Source organism: Streptomyces sp. NPDC060002, assembly GCF_042737245.1.
Taxonomy (GTDB): domain Bacteria; phylum Actinomycetota; class Actinomycetes; order Streptomycetales; family Streptomycetaceae; genus Streptomyces.
The window spans coordinates 1-17,017 of record NZ_JBHWUW010000051.1 but is presented as its reverse complement, the minus strand read 5'-3'; the positions used below and the strand labels follow the sequence as shown (position 1 = coordinate 17,017).

Below are 17,017 nucleotides of genomic sequence, written 5' to 3'. Positions count from 1 at the left end.
TGCGTTCAGCAGCGAGTTACTCTGTGTCGTCCGGTTCTCGCTTGTGACGGAGCGCACGCTCTCTGTGAGTTTCACTGTGGTAACCCTAGGGAAAATCGCCGTCCGCGTGCTGGTAACGTGCACTGTGGTCCCGGTGGCCAATGACATGCACACCGTGACCCCGGCCGATGAGCACATCCGGTCTTCCAACCGGACACGGCCGACTTCCCGCAAGGAGCCCTCAGGGGGCGGGGTCCTGTGTACAACCCGTCCGCCCCGCTCACCGGCATCGGCGGACAACCAGGGATGCGGCCGTGCTGAGCATCGACACGGTCTCTTCCCGACCATGCAAGACGTGGTGCGGCTAAGAGGTCGCCGTAGAGGAGGGGATGTCGATGACCGACGCCCATGAGTTCATACCGGCCGCCAAACCCGTGATCGGCGAGGAGGAGATCGAGGCCGCGGTGCGCGTGCTGCGCAGCGGCATGGTCGTCCAGGGGCCCGAGGTGGCCGCCTTCGAGGAGGAGTTCTCGGAGTTCGTCGACGGGCGTCACTGCGTCGCGGTCAACTCCGGAACCTCCGCGCTGCACCTTTCGCTCCTCGCCCTCGGTCTCGGCCCGGGCGACGAGGTCATCGTGCCGTCGTTCTCCTTCGCCGCCTCCGCCAACGCGGTGCGGCTGGTCGGCGCCGACGTGGTCTTCGTCGACATCGACCCGGAGACGTACTGCCTGGACCCGGCCGCGGTCGAGGCCGCCCTGTCGCCGCGCACCGCCGCGATCATGCCGGTGCACCTGTACGGTCACCCGGCCGCCATGGACAAGATCATGGCGATCGCCGAGCAGCACGGGCTCGCCGTGATCGAGGACGCCTGCCAGGCCCACGCGGCCGCGCTGCACGGCACCCCGGTCGGCGCCTTCGGCGCCGCGGGCACCTTCAGCTTCTACCCGACGAAGAACATGCACAGCCTCGAGGGCGGCATGATCTCCACCGGGGACGCGGAGACCGCCCGCACCCTGCGCCTGCTGCGCAACCAGGGCATGGAGAAGCGCTACGCCAACGAGATCGTCGGCGCCAACGTGCGCATGACGGACGTGTCCGCCGCCATCGGCCGCGTCCAGCGCGGCAAGCTGACCGGCTGGACCGAGCAGCGCATCGCCAACGCCGCGTACCTCACCGAGCACATCACCGCGCCCAACGTGGTCACGCCGAAGGTCGCCGAGGGCGCTCGGCACATCTACCACCAGTACACGTTGCGCGTCCTGGGTGACCGCGACGCCGCCATGGCCAAGCTGACCGAGGCCGGCATCGGCAACGCCGTGTACTACCCGACTCCCATCCACCGGCTGAAGCCGTACTGGGAGCCGGACCAGAAGGCGGGCCGTGACTGGGACCTGCCCGAGACGGACCGCGCGGCCGCCCAGGTCGTGTCCCTGCCCGTGCACCCGGCCCTGTCCGCACAGGACCTGGAGCGCATCGTCACCGCCGTCAATGCTCTGGGGGAGCAACTGTGAGTACCGGGAAGTCGCTGCGAGCGGGACTCGTCGGCCTCGGTTCCATGGGGCGTCACCACGCCCGCGTCCTGTCGGGTCTGGAGGGCGTCGACCTCGTCGGCGTCGTCGACCCGATGGGCGACAAGTTCGGTGCCGCCCAGGGCGCGCCGATCCTGAACACCGTCGAGGAGCTCATCGCCCTCGGCGTGGACTACGCCGTCGTGGCCTGCCCCACCGCTCTGCACGAGCCGGTCGGTCTGGCGCTCGCCGAGGCCGGCGTGTGCGCGCTGGTCGAGAAGCCGGTCGCCGACACCGTCGACGGCGCCCGTCGTCTCGTCGAGGCGTTCGAGTCGCGCGGTCTGGTGGCCGGTGTCGGTCACATCGAGCGCTGCAACCCGGCGCTGATGTCGCTGCGTGCCCGGCTGGAGGCCGGTGAGCTCGGTGACGTCTACCAGGTCGTCACCCGCCGCCAGGGACCCTTCCCGCACCGCATCGCGGACGTCGGCGTCGTCAAGGACCTCGCCACCCACGACATCGACCTCACCGGCTGGGTGACCGGACGCCAGTACGCGTCCATCGCCGCGCACACCGTCTCCAAGAGCGGCCGTGAGCACGAGGACATGGTCTCCGCGGTGGGGCGGCTCGACGACGGCACCATGGTCAACCACCTGGTGAACTGGCTGAGCCCGCTCAAGGAGCGGTTCACCTCGGTGACCGGTGACCGGGGCTGCTTCATCGCCGACACGCTCACCGCCGACCTCACGTTCCACTCCAACGCCGCCGTGACCACCGAGTGGGAGGCCCTGCGGGCGTTCCGCGGGGTGTCCGAGGGCGACATGATCCGGTACGCCATCCCGAAGCGCGAGCCGCTCCAGGTCGAGCACGAGCTGTTCCGGGACGCGGTGCTCGGCAAGCAGGCCGACATCTGTACCCTGCGCCAGGGCATGCGTACCGTCGAGGTGGCGGCCGCGGTCCTCGAGTCGGCGACCAGCAACCGCACCGTGTCCCTTCAGCCGGAGGATCTGGCCGCAGATGGCAGCTGAGCATCACACATCGGGGGAACGGTGCGTGCTCGGCAGGACTCCTATGTTCTGTGAGACTTTCCCCGCAGGACCCAGCCGGCCGTCGGCTGTCGGAGACCAGGAGCCGGAGAATGTGTGCTGCGCCTGACGTCAGCGTCGTCGTTGCCGTCTACAACACGATGCCGTACCTGACGGAGTGCCTGAACTCCCTCGTCGGGCAGAGCATCGGCCGTGAGCGGCTGGAGATCGTCGCCGTCGACGACGGCTCCACCGACGACAGCGGCACCGAACTGGACCGATTCGCCGCGCTGTACCCGGACACCGTCAAGGTGCTGCACCAGCCGAACTCCGGCGGCCCGGCCGCGCCCAGCAACCGGGCGCTGGACGTGGCCACCGGCCGTTACGTGTACTTCATCGGCTCCGACGACTACCTCGGTGAGGAAGCGCTGGAGCGGATGGTGGACTGCGCCGACCAGCACGGCTCCGACGTCGTGGTCGGCAAGATGGTCGGCACCAACGGCCGGTACGTGCACCAGGCGCTGTACAAGGCGAACGACCCGGACGTCAGCCTGTACGACTCCGCGCTGCCCTTCACGCTGGCCAACACCAAGTTGTTCCGCCGGGACCTGGTCGAGAAGTACAAGCTGCGCTTCCCCGAGCACCTGCCCGTGGGCAGCGACCAGCCGTTCACCATCGAGGCGTGCGTCCGCGCGAAGAAGATCTCGGTGGTGGCCGACTACACCTGCTACTACGCGGTCAAGCGCGGTGACGCCAGCAACATCACGTACCGCGCCGACCACCTGGCTCGGCTGCGGGCCGCAGCCGAGATCATGGAGTTCACGGCCGGTCTCGTCGAGGCGGGCCCCCAGCGGGACGCGCTGCTGCGCCGGCACTTCACCTGGGAGCTCGCCAAGCTCGTCCAGGACGACTTCCCCGGCCTGGACCGCGAACTCCAGCGGCAGATCTGCGCGGGCATCGCGCGGCTCGCCGACCTCTACTTCACCGACGGCATCCGCGACGCGATGGACGTCAAGCGGCGGGTACGCATAGCACTCGCCCGGGCCGGCGCGATCGACGAGCTCGCCGAGGCGATCAGCTCGGAGAAGGAGCACGGGGCGCCGCCGTTCGTCCTCGAGGGCGAACGCGCCTACGCCCGGTACGCCGGCTTCCGCGACCCGCGCATCGGCCTGGCCGACCGGGTCTACGAGCTGGTCGGGGAGTCCGTGCCCGGCCGTCTCGCCCAGGGCACCGAGCTGCTGGCCTCCGCCTGGGAGCAGCAGGGCGAGGCGCTCACCTACACGCTGTCCGTGCGGGTGCCGGTGCTCGGCGACGTCGACGGCGCGGTGCTGCGGCTCGCCGACAAGGCCATGCCCAAGTCGGCGAACAAGCCCGGCGCGCGCCGGCTGAAGGCGGACCACGCCCTGCCGGCGCCGGTGGGCGAGGTCACGCTCGAGCCTTCCGAGGACGGCGCGGCCACCGTGCTGCACGCCCGGATCCCGCTGGCGTACGTCACCGCGAAGCGGGGCGTGCGGGTATACCTGGACGTGGCCGGTTCGACGTACGAGATTCCCGTACGGGGCAAGGACCTGCCCATGCCGCTGGCCCGCCAGTGGGGCCGGGAGGGGGACCCCTACCGGGCGTCGGCCGTGGTGAACGACAAGGGGCGTGTCGTGATCGACACGGCCCAGATGTACCCGCCGAAGATCACGGTGCTCCGCCGGGGGCTGGAGAGACTCGTGCGGAAACTGAAGTCCGGGGCCGGCCGCCTGAAGCGGGCCGCCGGCGCCAAGAAGTCCAAGCCGACCGGCTCCAAGAAGCCGACCGGTTCCAAAAGGAAGTAGCGACCCTCCATGAACATCTGTGTAGTAGCACTCGGCAAGATCGGCCTGCCGCTGGCCGTGCAGTTCGCCTCCAAGGGCCACCGGGTCATCGGCGCGGACGTCAACGAGAAGGTCGTCGAGCTGGTCAACGCCGGCGTCGAGCCGTTCCCCGGCGAGCACGACCTCGACGTCAAGCTGAAGCAGGCCGTCGACGCCGGCCTGCTGAGCGCGACCACGGACACCGCGTCCGCCGTCGCCGAGTCCGAGGCCGTCGTCGTGGTCGTCCCGTTGTTCGTGGACGCCGAGGGCACCCCGGACTTCGGCTGGATGGACTCCGCGACGAAGGCGATCGCCCAAGGCCTCAAGCCCGGCACGCTCGTCAGCTACGAGACCACGCTGCCCGTCGGCACCACCCGCACCCGCTGGGCGCCGATGCTGGCCGAAGGCTCGGGGCTGACCGCGGGCGAGGACTTCCACCTGGTGTTCTCCCCGGAGCGGGTGCTGACCGGCCGGGTCTTCGCCGACCTGCGCCGCTACCCCAAGCTGGTCGGTGGCGTCGACGAGGCGTCGAGCGCCCGTGGTGTGGAGTTCTACGAGCAGGTCCTGGACTTCGACGAGCGCGCCGACCTGCCGCAGGCCAACGGCGTGTGGGACCTGGGCACCGCCGAGGCCTCCGAGCTGGCCAAGCTCGCCGAGACGACCTACCGGGACGTCAACATCGGCCTGGCGAACCAGTTCGCGCGCTTCGCCGACAGCAACGGCATCGACGTCAAGAAGGTCATCGAGGCCTGCAACTCGCAGCCCTACAGCCACATCCACCAGCCGGGCATCGCCGTCGGTGGTCACTGCATCCCGATCTACCCGCGGATGTACCTGTGGAACGACCCGGCCGCGACCGTCGTGCGCTCCGCCCGTGAGGCGAACGCCGCGATGCCCGAGTACGCCGTCGACCTGCTGGCCGCCGCCTACGGCGACCTGACCGGCGTGGGCGTGCTGGTGCTGGGCGCCGCCTACCGCGGTGGCGTGAAGGAGACCGCCTTCTCCGGCGTCTTCCCGACCGTCGAGGCCCTCAAGGCGCGGGGCGCGGTGCCCTTCGTCTCGGACCCGATGTACACCGACGAGGAGCTCGCCGCCCACGGCCTGACCCCGCACGCGGGCGAGAAGGTCACCGCGGCGATCCTCCAGGCCGACCACGCCGAGTACCGCACGCTGACCCCGGCCGACCTGCCGGACGTCACCGTCCTGGTCGACGGTCGCCGTACGACGGACCCGGAGGCCTGGAAGGGCGTCCGCCGCGTCGTCATCGGCGGCTGACGCTCGTACGCGAACAACCTCGTGGCCCCGTCCCGTATCAGGGGCGGGGCCCTGGTGCAGGAAGGTTTTCCCATGTCCTGGCTGATCACGGGCGGCGCCGGTTTCATCGGCTCGCATGTCGTGAAGGCGATGACGGACGCCGGTGAGCGGGTCGTCGTCCTCGACGACCTGAGCACGGGCCGGGCCGAGCGGCTCCCGGACGGTGTGGTGCTGGAGGTCGGCACGGTGCTCGACGGCGACACCGTCGAGCGGGTGCTGCGCGAGCACGGCATCACCGGCATCGTGCACATCGCGGGCAAGAAGCAGGTGGGCGAGTCCGTGGACCGGCCGCTGTACTACTACCGCGAGAACGTCGAGGGCATGCGGGTCCTGCTGGACGCCGCCGTCGCCGCGGGAGTAGGCCGGTTCCTGTTCTCCTCGTCCGCCGCCGTGTACGGCATGCCCGACGTCGATCTCGTCACCGAGAAGACGCCGTGCGCGCCGATCAACCCCTACGGCGAGACCAAGCTCGCCGGCGAGTGGCTGGTCGGGGCGGTCGGCGCCCGGCACGGGATGGCGACCGCGTCGCTGCGCTACTTCAACGTGGCGGGCGCGGCCACGCCCGAGCTGGGCGACGACGGCGTCTTCAACCTCGTCCCGATGGTCTTCGAGCGCCTCGAGGCGGGGGAGGCGCCCCGGATCTTCGGTGACGACTATCCGACCCCCGACGGGACCTGCGTCCGCGACTACATCCACGTCGAGGACATCGCGGCCGCGCATGTCGCGGCCGCCCGCCGGCTGGCCGCCGATCCCGAAGCCCGGCTGGTCCTCAACATCGGCCGTGGCGAGGGCGTCTCGGTCGCCGAGATGATCGGCGTCATCCAGGACGTCGCCGGCCGCCCGGAGATCGAGCCCGACGTGTCCGGCCGCCGTCCGGGCGACCCGGCCCGGGTCGTGGCCTCCGGCGACCTCATCCACCAGGAGCTCGGCTGGAGCGCGGAGCGCGGCGTGCGGGAGATGGTGGAGTCGGCGTGGGCGGGGTGGCGGCTGCGGCACCCGTGAGCGCCCGAGTGAGCGTATGAGTGAGGGCCCCCGGGATCATCCCGGGGGCCCTCACTCATACGGCGCCCTCACTCATGCGGCGAAGGGGCCGGCCTCGTTCTCAGCCGGTCCGGTCCGCTTCGAGGAACAGCTTCTCGAAGTGCTTCCGCACCACGGGCCAGTCCCACACGGTCAGCGCGTGCTCGTTGGCGAGCTTGCCCGCCCCGCGCCAGGACTCCTCCGTGGCCGTGATCTTCAGGATCCGCTCGGCCGCCTCGGCGGGGGAGGCCACGACCCAGCCCTCGGGGTAGAGGGTGCGGGCGCTGTTGGGCTTGCCCGCGTAGAACGGCCAGTCGCGGACGACGGGGACGGCACCGCTGGCCGCGCCCTCCATCACGCCGACGTGGCAGCCCTCGCGCACCGAGGAGCTGAGGACCGTACCGATCTCGACGAGCTTCGACGGGACGTCGTCCGTCGCGCCGAGCCGGACCACCGCGCCGGACTCCTCCAGCGGGGCCAGCAGCTCCTCGAACTCGGCCAGGTAGTCCTTGGTGGCCTGGCTGGTCTTCGGGTCCATGTCGCCGCCGACCAGGAGCAGCCGGTAGCGCTCGTCGTGCCTGCGGACCCGCTCCAGGACGTCCAGGGCCCACTTGGGGTCCTTGGCGACCTGGCTGATGCCGATCAGACCGAGGTTGAAGCGGGCCTCGGCCGGCTTCGCGCGGTTGAAGCCCGACAGGTCCATGGCGTTGTCGATGAGGTGGAACCGCGGGGCCTGCTCGCCGCGCAGCGTCGGCACGAGCGAGGCGGTCAGGTCCTTCACGTGCGGGGCGACGAAGACGAGGTCGTCGATCCGGGAGAAGTCCGTCATGTGCGGCCAGCGCGTGAACGCCTCGTAGCTGTGCAGGCGCACGACGATCCGGGTGTCGCCCGGGTCGATCGAGGTGAGCATGCCGGCCGGACCGGCCGCCCACTCCAGGAACACGGTGTCGGCCCAGTCGAGGTGCGGGCGCATCAGACGCTCCACCTCTTCCTGGTAGTCGCTCGTGTCGCCCGTCAGCCGGTCCTTGAGCATGCGCGGGGCCGCCCAGGAGATCCGCTTCAGGTGCTTGTTCGCGGCCAGGTCGAGGTAGCGCAGCTCGACGCCGGGGTGGTCGGCGAAGTGCTCCTTGATCAGGTGCAGGAAGTTGTCGTTGGCGCTCGTCGTCACCAGCAGCCGCAGCGGGCGGTCGGTGGGGGCGGGCGCGGCGGGCACCTTGCGGCCGCGCGGGCGGCTCAGTGCCTGGAACGCCTTGGAGCGGTGCAGCGGGGCGACGAAGCCCTCGGCGTCCTTCGCCAGCGGCGACGACAACTGGTCGATGTGCAGCACCCGGTGGAAGTGCAGGAACAGGGTGCGGTTGAGCGCCTCGGCCGCCTCGGCGGTCCTGCCCTCGGCGAAGAGCGCGTCGGCGTTCGCGAGCTGGGCCGCGACCGCCTTGCCCAGGAAGCGGGGGCTGATGCCCTTCTTCAGCTCCTGCATGACGCCCTCGTTGTAGAGGTCCGCCCGCAGCTGGAGGTCGGGGATCTTCGAGGCGGCGTCCGCGAGGGTGAGCGCGGCACCGCTGGTGCGGCCCGCCCACTGCATGCCCTCGGCGACGTACCGCGAGGTCGCGGCGCGCACCTTTATGGGCATGCCGGGCGCGGTCACGGCCGAACGCCACAGTCGGGCGCCGACGCCGGAACGCATCACGGGCCGCGGGGTAACGGTGCGCACCAGCTGCGCGGGCAGCCGGTCGACCGAGCGCTTCACATCACGCGCGACGGCGCTCAGCGGCGGCAGGACGGTGGAGTGGCGGGCCGTGGTGCCGCCCTGTGCCTTGAGTTCCTCGACGGCCTTCAGCGCGGGCGCGAGCCCGAACCTGGCCGCGGCGGTGCGGTTGTACTCGGCGAGCCGCCACACCGTGTACACGGCGGCCACGTCCAGGGCGACGAGCACGTCGGCCTTGCGGCCGTGGGAGCGCAGCCACGAGTCGCTCCGTACCTGGGTCCAGTTGCGCAGGCCGCGCGGGGCCTTGCCGAGCCGGCGGCGCACTGCCTGGCTGCGGTGCTTGAGCGTGCGCGGCAGCTGGTGCGCACCGGCCAGCTCGACCTGGGCGAGTTCCTCCGGGACGCCCTCGGCCTCCAGGTGGAACATGCCCGCCAGGTGCACGCGCGCGCCCTGGGCGTTGAACTTGCGCACCGTGTCGGCGAGCACGCCGAAATTCGGTCTGACGGACGCCACGAGCAGGACTTCGGTCACTTGGCGAGCTCCTCGACAAGGTTCTTGACGGCGACGGACATCAGCGCCTCACGAGTGAACTGGTCGGCGTGGGCCATCGCGTCGGCGTGCTCCTCGTCGGTGGTCTCGACCGCCATGCGGGCGGCCTTGATGAAGGACTCGGTCAGGCCCGCCTCGTCGATGCCGGGGGCGCCGGTCCACAGCGGGTGGCCCCTCAGCACGTTCGAGGCGTCGTGCTCGACGGCGTGCGCCGACACGATCGGCAGGCCGGTCGCCATGTACTCGTACACCTTGCCGGAGGTCACGAACCGGCCGCCGATGAGGATCAGCACCATGGCGTCCCAGCGGGCGTAGATCGAGGAGACCTCGGCCTTGGCGGCGGGACCGCCGAAGACGACGCCGTCGGCCTCGGCCTCCTTGAAGACCTCGGCGTGCCGGTTCGCCCCGCGGGTGGCGCCGTTGCCGAGATGGCCGCGCAGCTCGAAGCGCGCGTTCGCCAGCAGTGGCTCCTTCGCACGGGCCGCACGCCAGGCGTTCAGCACCGTCTCCAGGTGCGGGACGGTGAAGTTGACCGTGCCGAGGTAGCCGAAGACGAGTCCGGCGTCGGGGTCCGGGCTGTGCGACCGGCCCGGCGAGCTGTCCGCGTCGTAGCCGTTGCGGACGACGTGCACGCGGTCCGCGAACGCGGGGTAACGCGCCCGGTAGTGCTCGGCGATGGGGTCGTTGACGACCCACAGCGACGCCGCGTGGTCCAGGATCTTCTGCTCCCAGCGGCCCTCGGCGGAGTCGCGGGCGAAGGCCTCGACGCCGTCGATGACGTCGATGGACCAGCCGTCGCGGAAGTCCACCGCGTACGGCACCTTCGCGTCCTCCCACAGCTTCCAGGCCGCGGCGAGGTTCACGTACGGCACACAGCTGGCGAGCACCAGGTCCGCCGGGTGCTCCCGGTGGATGCGCAGCACGGCCTGCTCGAGGTCGTCGCGCCACTCACCGAAGTTCGGCTCGGGGAAGTTCTCCGTCTGGCGCTTGCGGAGCTTGGCGACCCAGCCGTTGGGGTCGAGGGCACGCGCCTCGTCGAAGAGGCGGATGTCCGTCTCGAGATCCTCGCGCGCCAGCGGCAGCTCGACGATCTTCACCTGGGGATCGACCTGGTCCAGCAGCGAGAGGTCGATGCCCGAGTCGAGTTCCCAGGACTCCCGGGCGATGTTGACGACCGTGACGTCCCAGCCGACCCTCACGAACTGGTTGGCGGTCTCGCGCATCCGGTAGGTGGAGCTCTTGGCGGCGGGCGGGAAGCCGATGGCGAGATAGATGACGTGCGGTCGCTTGCCTTCCGCAGGCGGCCCGGACGGGGGAGACGATGACATAGCGGTTGACGCTAGCACGCTGACATGCACGGACTGTGGGTCACATGTGGCCGTTCGCAGGCGGACGGCCACGCTCCCCGGTTCCGCTGCTCATGTCAGGCGAGCCGGCTGCCCCCCTTCCATTCCTCCATGAGACGGACGACGTTGTGCGCCGCGCGGCCGTCGCCGTACGGGATGCCGGGGTCGTCGGTCGGCACGGCACGGGTCACGGTCTCGGCCCATTCCTGGGGCGACAGCGTGTGCGGGTCGGGTACAAGGACGTTCCACCCGGTGTTGACGGTTTCCACCCACTCCGTCTCCGGGCGGATCGTGGTGCAGATGCGCTCCAGCAGGAACGCCTCCTTCTGGAGACCGCCGGAGTCCGTCACCACGCCCACGGAGGCCAGCACGGCGGCGACCAGGCTCGCGTACGGCAGCGGGCGGCCGACGTGCAGGTTGCCCTGGGACAGGTCGATGCCGTGCTCGTGGGCGCGGGCGACGAGCCTCGGGTGGGCGGCGAGCGCCACCGGCACCGGCAGCTTGGCCAGCGAGTCGACGATCCGGGCGAGCCGCGCGGGGTCGTCGGTGTTGTCCGGGCGGTGCAGGGTCGCCAGCAGGAAGGGCTGCGTCGGGTCGATGCCCTCGGGCAGTTCCGGCGCGGGGAACTCGCCGGCGCGGACCTGGTCGCGGATGCGCAGGCAGATGTCGACCATCACGTCGCCGGCCAGCCGGGCGCGGTCGGCGAGGCCCTCGTTCGCGAGGTGGCGCATGGCCTCCTCGGTCGGTGCGAGGAGCAGGTCGGCGCTGTGGTCGGTGAGGACGCGGTTGTGCTCCTCCGGCATCCGCCGGTTGAAGGAGCGCAGGCCCGCCTCCAGGTGTGCCACGGGCAGGTGCATCTTCACGGCCGACAGCGCACCGGCGATGGTGGAGTTGGTGTCGCCGTAGACGAGCACCCAGTCGGGCTGCTCACGGTCGAGGACCGGGTCGAGCGCGGAGAGGACGGCGCCCGTCTGCACGCCGTGGCTGCCGGAGCCGACGCCGAGGTGGACGTCGGGATCCGGGATGCCGAGTCCGGAGAAGAAGACGTCCGAGAGGTCGGCGTCGTAGTGCTGCCCGGTGTGCACGATGACGTGCTCGTGCTCGGTTCCCGCGAAGGCGGCCGCGATGGGGGCGAGCTTCACCAACTGGGGACGGGCACCGACGATGCTGATGACTTTCACAGAGCACTCTTCTACTGGGGGCGGGAAGGTGGGGTTCGTGAGCAAAGGGAATGGTAGGCAAAGGGTTGGACGCGTCGGATCCGCGGTGGGTTGCCCTGAGGGGGGAGCGCGTCCTGTCCATGTCCGTCCAAGCCGTGGTCAGAACACGGCTTTCGGGCTCCGGCTCACTCGCATAACGATTTCGTGAACCTTGCGTTTACAGGTACGTAAACCGGGTCAACACGGACGGGTCGTTACGCGGTGCGCTCGACCAGTGTCCCGTCCTTCTCGTCGAAGAGGGCGCCGCTCTGCGGGCACTCCCACACGCCGGGCTCACCCTCTCGTTCGACGAGCCGGACGCCGGCCCGTCCGACCCATCCCACGCGGCGGGCCGGGACGCCCACGACCAGCGCGAAGTCCGGCACGTCCTTGGTGACGACGGCGCCCGCGGCGACCATCGCCCAGCGGCCGACGGTGAGGGGCGCGACACACACGGCACGCGCCCCGATGGACGCCCCGTCGGAGATCCGCACGCCGACGGCCTCCCAGTCGCCGCCGCGCTTCTGCTTGCCCTCGGGATCCACGGAGCGCGGGTTGTGGTCGTTGGTGAGGACCACGGCGGGGCCGATGAAGACGCCGTCGCCGAGCTCGGCCGGCTCGTAGACCAGCGCGTAGTTCTGGAGCTTGCAGTTGTCGCCCATGCGGACACCGGAACCGACGTACGCCCCACGGCCGACCACGCAGCCCTCGCCGAGCCGCGCGCCCTCCCGGATCTGCGCGAGGTCCCACACGCTGCTCCCGGCGCCGATCTCGGCACCCGCGTCGACCTGGGCGCTGGGCTGGACCCTGTAGTTCACTTCTCCGCCTTCCGGTGTCTGGCTACGCATCGCGAGCATACGGGGAGGGGCCGCCCGTTCGATGGGGGCGGCCCCTGACGCGTACCGGCTCGAACCGTGTCGATCAGTGTCCGTCGGTGGTGACCTGGTTGGCGGGAATCCAGTACCCGGCGAACTCCTCCGAGGCGATCCGCAGCATCGACCGCCCGTTCACGACCGCCCTGCGGTCGAACTGGAGGGTGTGCGCCGAGGAGTACTTCAGCGTCTTGAGCGTGCCGGCCACACCGTTGGTGCCGAAGCTGATCGCCTCGACGGAGGCGTTCGCGGCGATCGTGAGCGTGCGCGGCACCCGGTAGGCGACGGTGACGTGCTCACCGCGCAGGAACACCTTCGGGTAGGCCTCCCCGATCCAGTAGCCCTTGTACGCTCCGGCGTTGATCCGGTACCAGACGCCCGCGCCCTGGATGCGCCGCCGCATGTCGATCGGAGCCTGGGTGGCCCGGGCGAAGACGACCTTCTTCGAGCTGAGGATCTTGTCCGCCTTGGCCTTGACCCAGCTGCCGTCGGCCTTGGTGTCCAGTTTGTACAGGGTGTGCGTGCCGGCGGCGATCGCGATCACCGAGCCGGACTTCACGCCCGGCGGGACGTCCTCGATCAGCATGTCGAGCTGGTGGGCGAAGACCGAGCTGTTGGTCTGCCAGTTCAGCTGCTGCCACAGCGTGATGTGGTGGTGGTGATAGGTGTTCGCCGGAATCCGGTGCGTCTGGCAGTAGTACGAGAACCAGCGCGGGTTGCGCAGCAGGGTGAAGTACCGGGCGATCGTCGTGCAGGCGCCGTCGTACAGCTGGGCGGCGAGCTCGTTGCCGGTCAGCTGGTGGTAGTCCCAGACGCCGAACATGGCGAAGATCATGCCGTTGTACGTGTAGTCGCCCGTGCCGGCCGTCTTGAACGGGTACTCCTGGATCCAGAGGTAGCCCGCCTTGTCCTTGTTCACCACCCACGGGTTCGTGTTGTCGGCGCGCAGCAGGGAGGCGAAGGCACCGTCGGCCGCCGTCCGGTACAGGGCCCGCTCGTCCGCGCTGAGCCCGTCCTCCAGGGCGGCGAGCTGGGCGAAGAGGCTGATCGCCTCGCCCTGAGCCATGCCGGAGTACCAGGGCGCCTTGTAGACGACACCGCTGTGCTCGGCGTGGGTGAAGTCGAACGGGTACGGGAAGTACCAGGCGCCGCGGGTCTCGACCCGCTTGGCGATCAGCCGGTCGGCCTGGGCCTTGGCGCGCTTGAGGAACACGGCCTTGCGGGCCGGGTCCGTCTCGACGCGGTAGCTGGTGATGCAGCCGAGGCCGAACTGGATCTGCCCCACGGGGTGGTCGTAGGACTTCCCGTCGGCCGTGTACTTCATGTACACGCCGTCGGAGTTCAGGTGGTAGTCCCCCGCCGAGAGGTTGGCGTTGGCCCAGGTGGTGGCCCGGTTGCGCCACGGCCGCATGGCCTCCGGCAGATCGGGGGCGATCTGGTAGCCGGCCTTCTGGAACTCGAACGGCAGGGTGGTCGGGACGTCCGTCTCGGTCGGCGTGCCGCCCGTGTACGGGATACGCGTGCCGGCGCTCGGCTCGCTGACGCTGCCGCCTTCCAGCGGGTCCGGCAGCGGCGGTACGGGTATGGACTCCCCGCCCGTGCCGGACGGCAGGCTCAGCGCGATCGACCGCGGCATGTTGGCGAACGGGTCCGGCGGCGTCGGTGACTCGAACACCCCGGTGGCCATCGCGGTGACGGCCCCGCCTCCCACGACCGCCACCCCCGCGGCGCCTCCTCCGGCCAGCCGTATGAAACGTCTCCGGCCGATTTCGGCACGCCTCTTTCCAGCCATAACTCTGGTCCCCCCCAAGGGTGTTGATCGGCCATGATCAATAGTTGATCTTGATTGACAGTGAATGTGGATCGTATGTGAAACCTGTGTGTTTCCGTGACGGTCAGGAGAAGTTCAATCGAAGGGGATCGAGGGGCAGTTGGGGCATTTCGGTGCGTCGCGGGATATCCGGCGAGGGCCGAGGGGGTTCCGTGATGGAACCGTGATCCGGCGGAGAGGTTGGCGGAGAGGCTGATGGTGGAGACGTGCGCGTGTCGCGGGTGATCGGGAACGCCGAGCTCCGGTTTCCGGCAGGGTCCCGACGGCGGCATGTCCCCTGCGTGCGAGGCCGGGGGGCCGGAAGACGATCAGAGCCGAGGTGGCGGGATCGGGCCCGGTTTGACCCCTCAAGCCGGGGCCCGTAGCCTTGACCCTCGGCGTGTCGGCTGACATGTCACATCCCCGTAAACCCTCTTCCTTCCGGGTGCCGGTTACCCCGGTGGTCGGGAGAGGCCGTCCGTGTTCGTTCCCGGGCGGCTGGACTGCGGGGATGCGGTCCCAGAGCGAGAGAGTGAGATCAGCGTGTACGCCATCGTGCGCAGCGGTGGTCGCCAGCACAAGGTTGCTGTCGGCGACATCGTTGAGGTTGACAAGATTTCCACTGCCAAGGTTGGCGACACGGTCGAGCTCTCGACCCTGCTCGTTGTCGACGGCGACGCTGTGACCAGCGACCCGTGGGTGCTGGCCGGCATCAAGGTCCAGGCCGAGATCGTGGACCACCACAAGGGCGTCAAGATCGACATCCTTCGCTACAAGAACAAGACCGGCTACCGCCGTCGTCAGGGCCACCGCCAGCAGTACACGGCGATCAAGGTCACTGAGATCCCCGCGGCTGCGAAGTAAGGGACTGAGGAGACATGGCACACAAGAAGGGCGCATCGTCCACCCGGAACGGTCGCGACTCCAATGCCCAGCGGCTCGGCGTGAAGCGCTTCGGCGGTCAGGTCGTCAACGCTGGTGAGATCCTGGTCCGCCAGCGCGGCACGCACTTCCACCCCGGCGCGGGCGTCGGCCGTGGCGGCGACGACACGCTGTTCGCGCTGAACGCCGGTGCGGTGGAGTTCGGTACCCACCGTGGCCGCAAGGTCGTGAACATCGTTCCGGTCGCCTGATCGGAAGCTTTCGCGAGGCGGACCTCACTTCCCGTGTGGGAAGGCGGGTCCGCCTTTCGCGTGTTAGGCAAGAAGAAACCCGTACGTTTTCGCAGTGCTGGAGGCACCTACCATGACCACCTTCGTGGACCGCGTCGAACTCCATGTCGCCGCGGGTAACGGAGGCCACGGCTGTGCCTCCGTCCACCGTGAGAAGTTCAAGCCGCTCGGTGGCCCCGACGGGGGCAACGGCGGCCGTGGCGGCGATGTGATCCTGGTCGTCGACCAGTCGGTCACCACGCTCCTCGACTACCACCACAAGCCCCACCGCAACGCCACCAACGGCAAGCCCGGCGAGGGCGGCAACCGCTCGGGCAAGGACGGCCAGGACCTGATCCTGCCGGTCCCGGACGGCACCGTGATCCAGGACAAGGCCGGCAACGTGCTGGCGGACCTGGTCGGCCACGGCACCTCGTACATCGCCGCCCAGGGCGGCCGCGGCGGCCTCGGCAACGCGGCGCTGTCGTCGGCCCGCCGCAAGGCGCCCGGCTTCGCGCTGCTCGGCGTGCCCGGTGACCTCCAGGACATCGTCATGGAGCTGAAGACGGTCGCCGACGTGGCCCTCGTCGGCTACCCGAGCGCGGGCAAGTCCTCGCTGATCTCCGTCCTGTCCGCCGCCAAGCCGAAGATCGCGGACTACCCGTTCACGACCCTCGTCCCGAACCTGGGCGTCGTGACGGCCGGCTCCACGGTCTACACGATCGCCGACGTGCCGGGCCTGATCCCGGGCGCCAGCCAGGGCAAGGGCCTGGGCCTGGAGTTCCTGCGCCACGTCGAGCGGTGCAGCGTCCTCGTGCACGTGCTGGACACGGCGACCCTGGAGTCCGAGCGCGACCCGCTCTCCGACCTCGACATGATCGAGGAGGAGCTCAAGCAGTACGGCGGACTCGGCAACCGGCCGCGGCTCGTGGTGCTGAACAAGATCGACGTACCGGACGGCAAGGACCTCGCCGAGATGGTCCGCCCGGATCTGGAGGCGCGCGGCTACCGCGTCTTCGAGGTGTCCGCGGTCGCCCACATGGGACTGAAGGAGCTGTCCTTCGCCATCGCCGAGATGGTGGGCGCCGCGCGCGCGGCCAAGCCGAAGGAGGAGGCGACCCGGATCGTCATCCGTCCGAAGGCGGTCGACGACACCGGCTTCACCGTCACGCTGGAGGAGGACGGCCTGTACCGCGTCCGGGGCGAGAAGCCCGAACGCTGGGTGCGCCAGACCGACTTCAACAACGACGAGGCCGTCGGCTATCTCGCCGACCGGCTCAACCGCCTCGGTGTCGAGGCCGCGTTGATGAAGGCGGGCGCCCGGGGCGGCGACGGCGTCGCCATCGGTCCCGAGGACAACGCGGTCGTCTTCGACTGGGAGCCGTCGGTGACGGCCGGCGCCGAGATGCTCGGCCGCCGAGGCGAGGACCACCGCTTCGAGGAGCCGCGTCCCGCGACCACGCGCCGCCGGGACAAGCAGGCCGAACGGGACGAGGCGGCCGAGGAGTTCGAGGGCTTCGAGCCCTTCTAGCCCTTCTGGGCCTTCTAGCCCTTCTGGGCCGGCCGGTTCCTCCGGCTTCGTCTTCCGGACCCGTGGTGGCCGGCCGTCCGTCGGCCCCGCCCCCCCCCGGGCAAACTGGGGGGGCGGGTTGGGGGAACCACCGGGGGGGGAAAAAACAAACCATCACCGCGGCCCAAAGA

The 17,017-nt window shown here is 70.0% G+C and carries 13 protein-coding genes; 8 read left to right on the top strand and 5 right to left on the bottom strand.

Annotated elements, in window-relative coordinates:
- The first annotated feature begins 374 nt into the window (after positions 1-374).
- The 5 genes from ACFWBD_RS32710 to galE all read left to right on the top strand — a co-directional run bounded on the left by ACFWBD_RS32710 (position 375) and on the right by galE (position 6,666).
- Positions 375-1,490, top strand: a complete 1,116-nt coding sequence (locus tag ACFWBD_RS32710) for a DegT/DnrJ/EryC1/StrS family aminotransferase (RefSeq protein ID WP_385674859.1) — start codon at positions 375-377, stop codon at positions 1,488-1,490.
- Positions 1,487-2,512, top strand: a complete 1,026-nt coding sequence (locus tag ACFWBD_RS32705; protein ID WP_385674856.1) for a Gfo/Idh/MocA family protein — start codon at positions 1,487-1,489, stop codon at positions 2,510-2,512. The genes ACFWBD_RS32710 and ACFWBD_RS32705 overlap by 4 nt, the downstream gene beginning before the upstream one ends.
- Before the next feature lie 110 nt (positions 2,513-2,622).
- On the top strand, positions 2,623-4,332 hold the full coding sequence (locus tag ACFWBD_RS32700) for a glycosyltransferase family 2 protein (protein WP_385674853.1): 1,710 nt from the start codon (positions 2,623-2,625) through the stop codon (positions 4,330-4,332).
- 9 nt (positions 4,333-4,341) lie between these two features.
- A complete protein-coding gene (locus ACFWBD_RS32695; RefSeq protein WP_385674850.1) occupies positions 4,342-5,625 on the top strand; it encodes a nucleotide sugar dehydrogenase in 1,284 nt (427 codons plus the stop codon).
- 72 nt (positions 5,626-5,697) lie between these two features.
- Complete coding sequence (gene galE / locus ACFWBD_RS32690) at positions 5,698-6,666, top strand: UDP-glucose 4-epimerase GalE (protein ID WP_385674847.1); 969 nt, start codon at positions 5,698-5,700, stop codon at positions 6,664-6,666.
- Between the two features lie 100 nt (positions 6,667-6,766).
- Here the strand turns inward: galE and ACFWBD_RS32685 are convergent, their stop codons facing one another.
- From ACFWBD_RS32685 to ACFWBD_RS32665, 5 genes are all read right to left on the bottom strand, one after another.
- A complete protein-coding gene (locus ACFWBD_RS32685; protein ID WP_385674844.1) occupies positions 6,767-8,920 on the bottom strand; it encodes a glycosyltransferase family 1 protein in 2,154 nt (717 codons plus the stop codon).
- Positions 8,917-10,161 (bottom strand): glycosyltransferase, encoded by a 1,245-nt coding sequence (locus ACFWBD_RS32680; RefSeq protein ID WP_385674946.1) that lies wholly within the window; start codon positions 10,159-10,161, stop codon positions 8,917-8,919. The genes ACFWBD_RS32685 and ACFWBD_RS32680 overlap by 4 nt, the downstream gene beginning before the upstream one ends.
- Before the next feature lie 200 nt (positions 10,162-10,361).
- Positions 10,362-11,465, bottom strand: a complete 1,104-nt coding sequence (wecB, locus tag ACFWBD_RS32675; protein WP_385674841.1) for a non-hydrolyzing UDP-N-acetylglucosamine 2-epimerase — start codon at positions 11,463-11,465, stop codon at positions 10,362-10,364.
- Between the two features lie 233 nt (positions 11,466-11,698).
- Complete coding sequence (locus ACFWBD_RS32670) at positions 11,699-12,301, bottom strand: acyltransferase (RefSeq protein WP_385674838.1); 603 nt, start codon at positions 12,299-12,301, stop codon at positions 11,699-11,701.
- A gap of 103 nt (positions 12,302-12,404) precedes the next feature.
- Complete coding sequence (locus ACFWBD_RS32665; protein ID WP_385674835.1) at positions 12,405-14,075, bottom strand: D-glucuronyl C5-epimerase family protein; 1,671 nt, start codon at positions 14,073-14,075, stop codon at positions 12,405-12,407.
- A 633-nt stretch (positions 14,076-14,708) separates the two neighbouring features.
- Here ACFWBD_RS32665 and rplU point away from each other — a divergent pair.
- The 3 genes from rplU (at position 14,709) to obgE (ending at position 16,847) form a co-directional block, all read left to right on the top strand.
- Positions 14,709-15,029, top strand: coding sequence for a 50S ribosomal protein L21 (gene rplU / locus ACFWBD_RS32660; RefSeq protein WP_006374708.1), 321 nt, complete (start codon positions 14,709-14,711; stop codon positions 15,027-15,029).
- A 14-nt stretch (positions 15,030-15,043) separates the two neighbouring features.
- The gene (rpmA, locus tag ACFWBD_RS32655) at positions 15,044-15,298 is read left to right on the top strand and encodes a 50S ribosomal protein L27 (RefSeq protein WP_007381992.1); all 255 of its coding nucleotides are present in this window, start codon (positions 15,044-15,046) and stop codon (positions 15,296-15,298) included.
- Between the two features lie 112 nt (positions 15,299-15,410).
- Positions 15,411-16,847, top strand: coding sequence for a GTPase ObgE (obgE, locus tag ACFWBD_RS32650; RefSeq protein ID WP_385674832.1), 1,437 nt, complete (start codon positions 15,411-15,413; stop codon positions 16,845-16,847).
- The last annotated feature ends 170 nt before the right edge of the window (positions 16,848-17,017 follow it).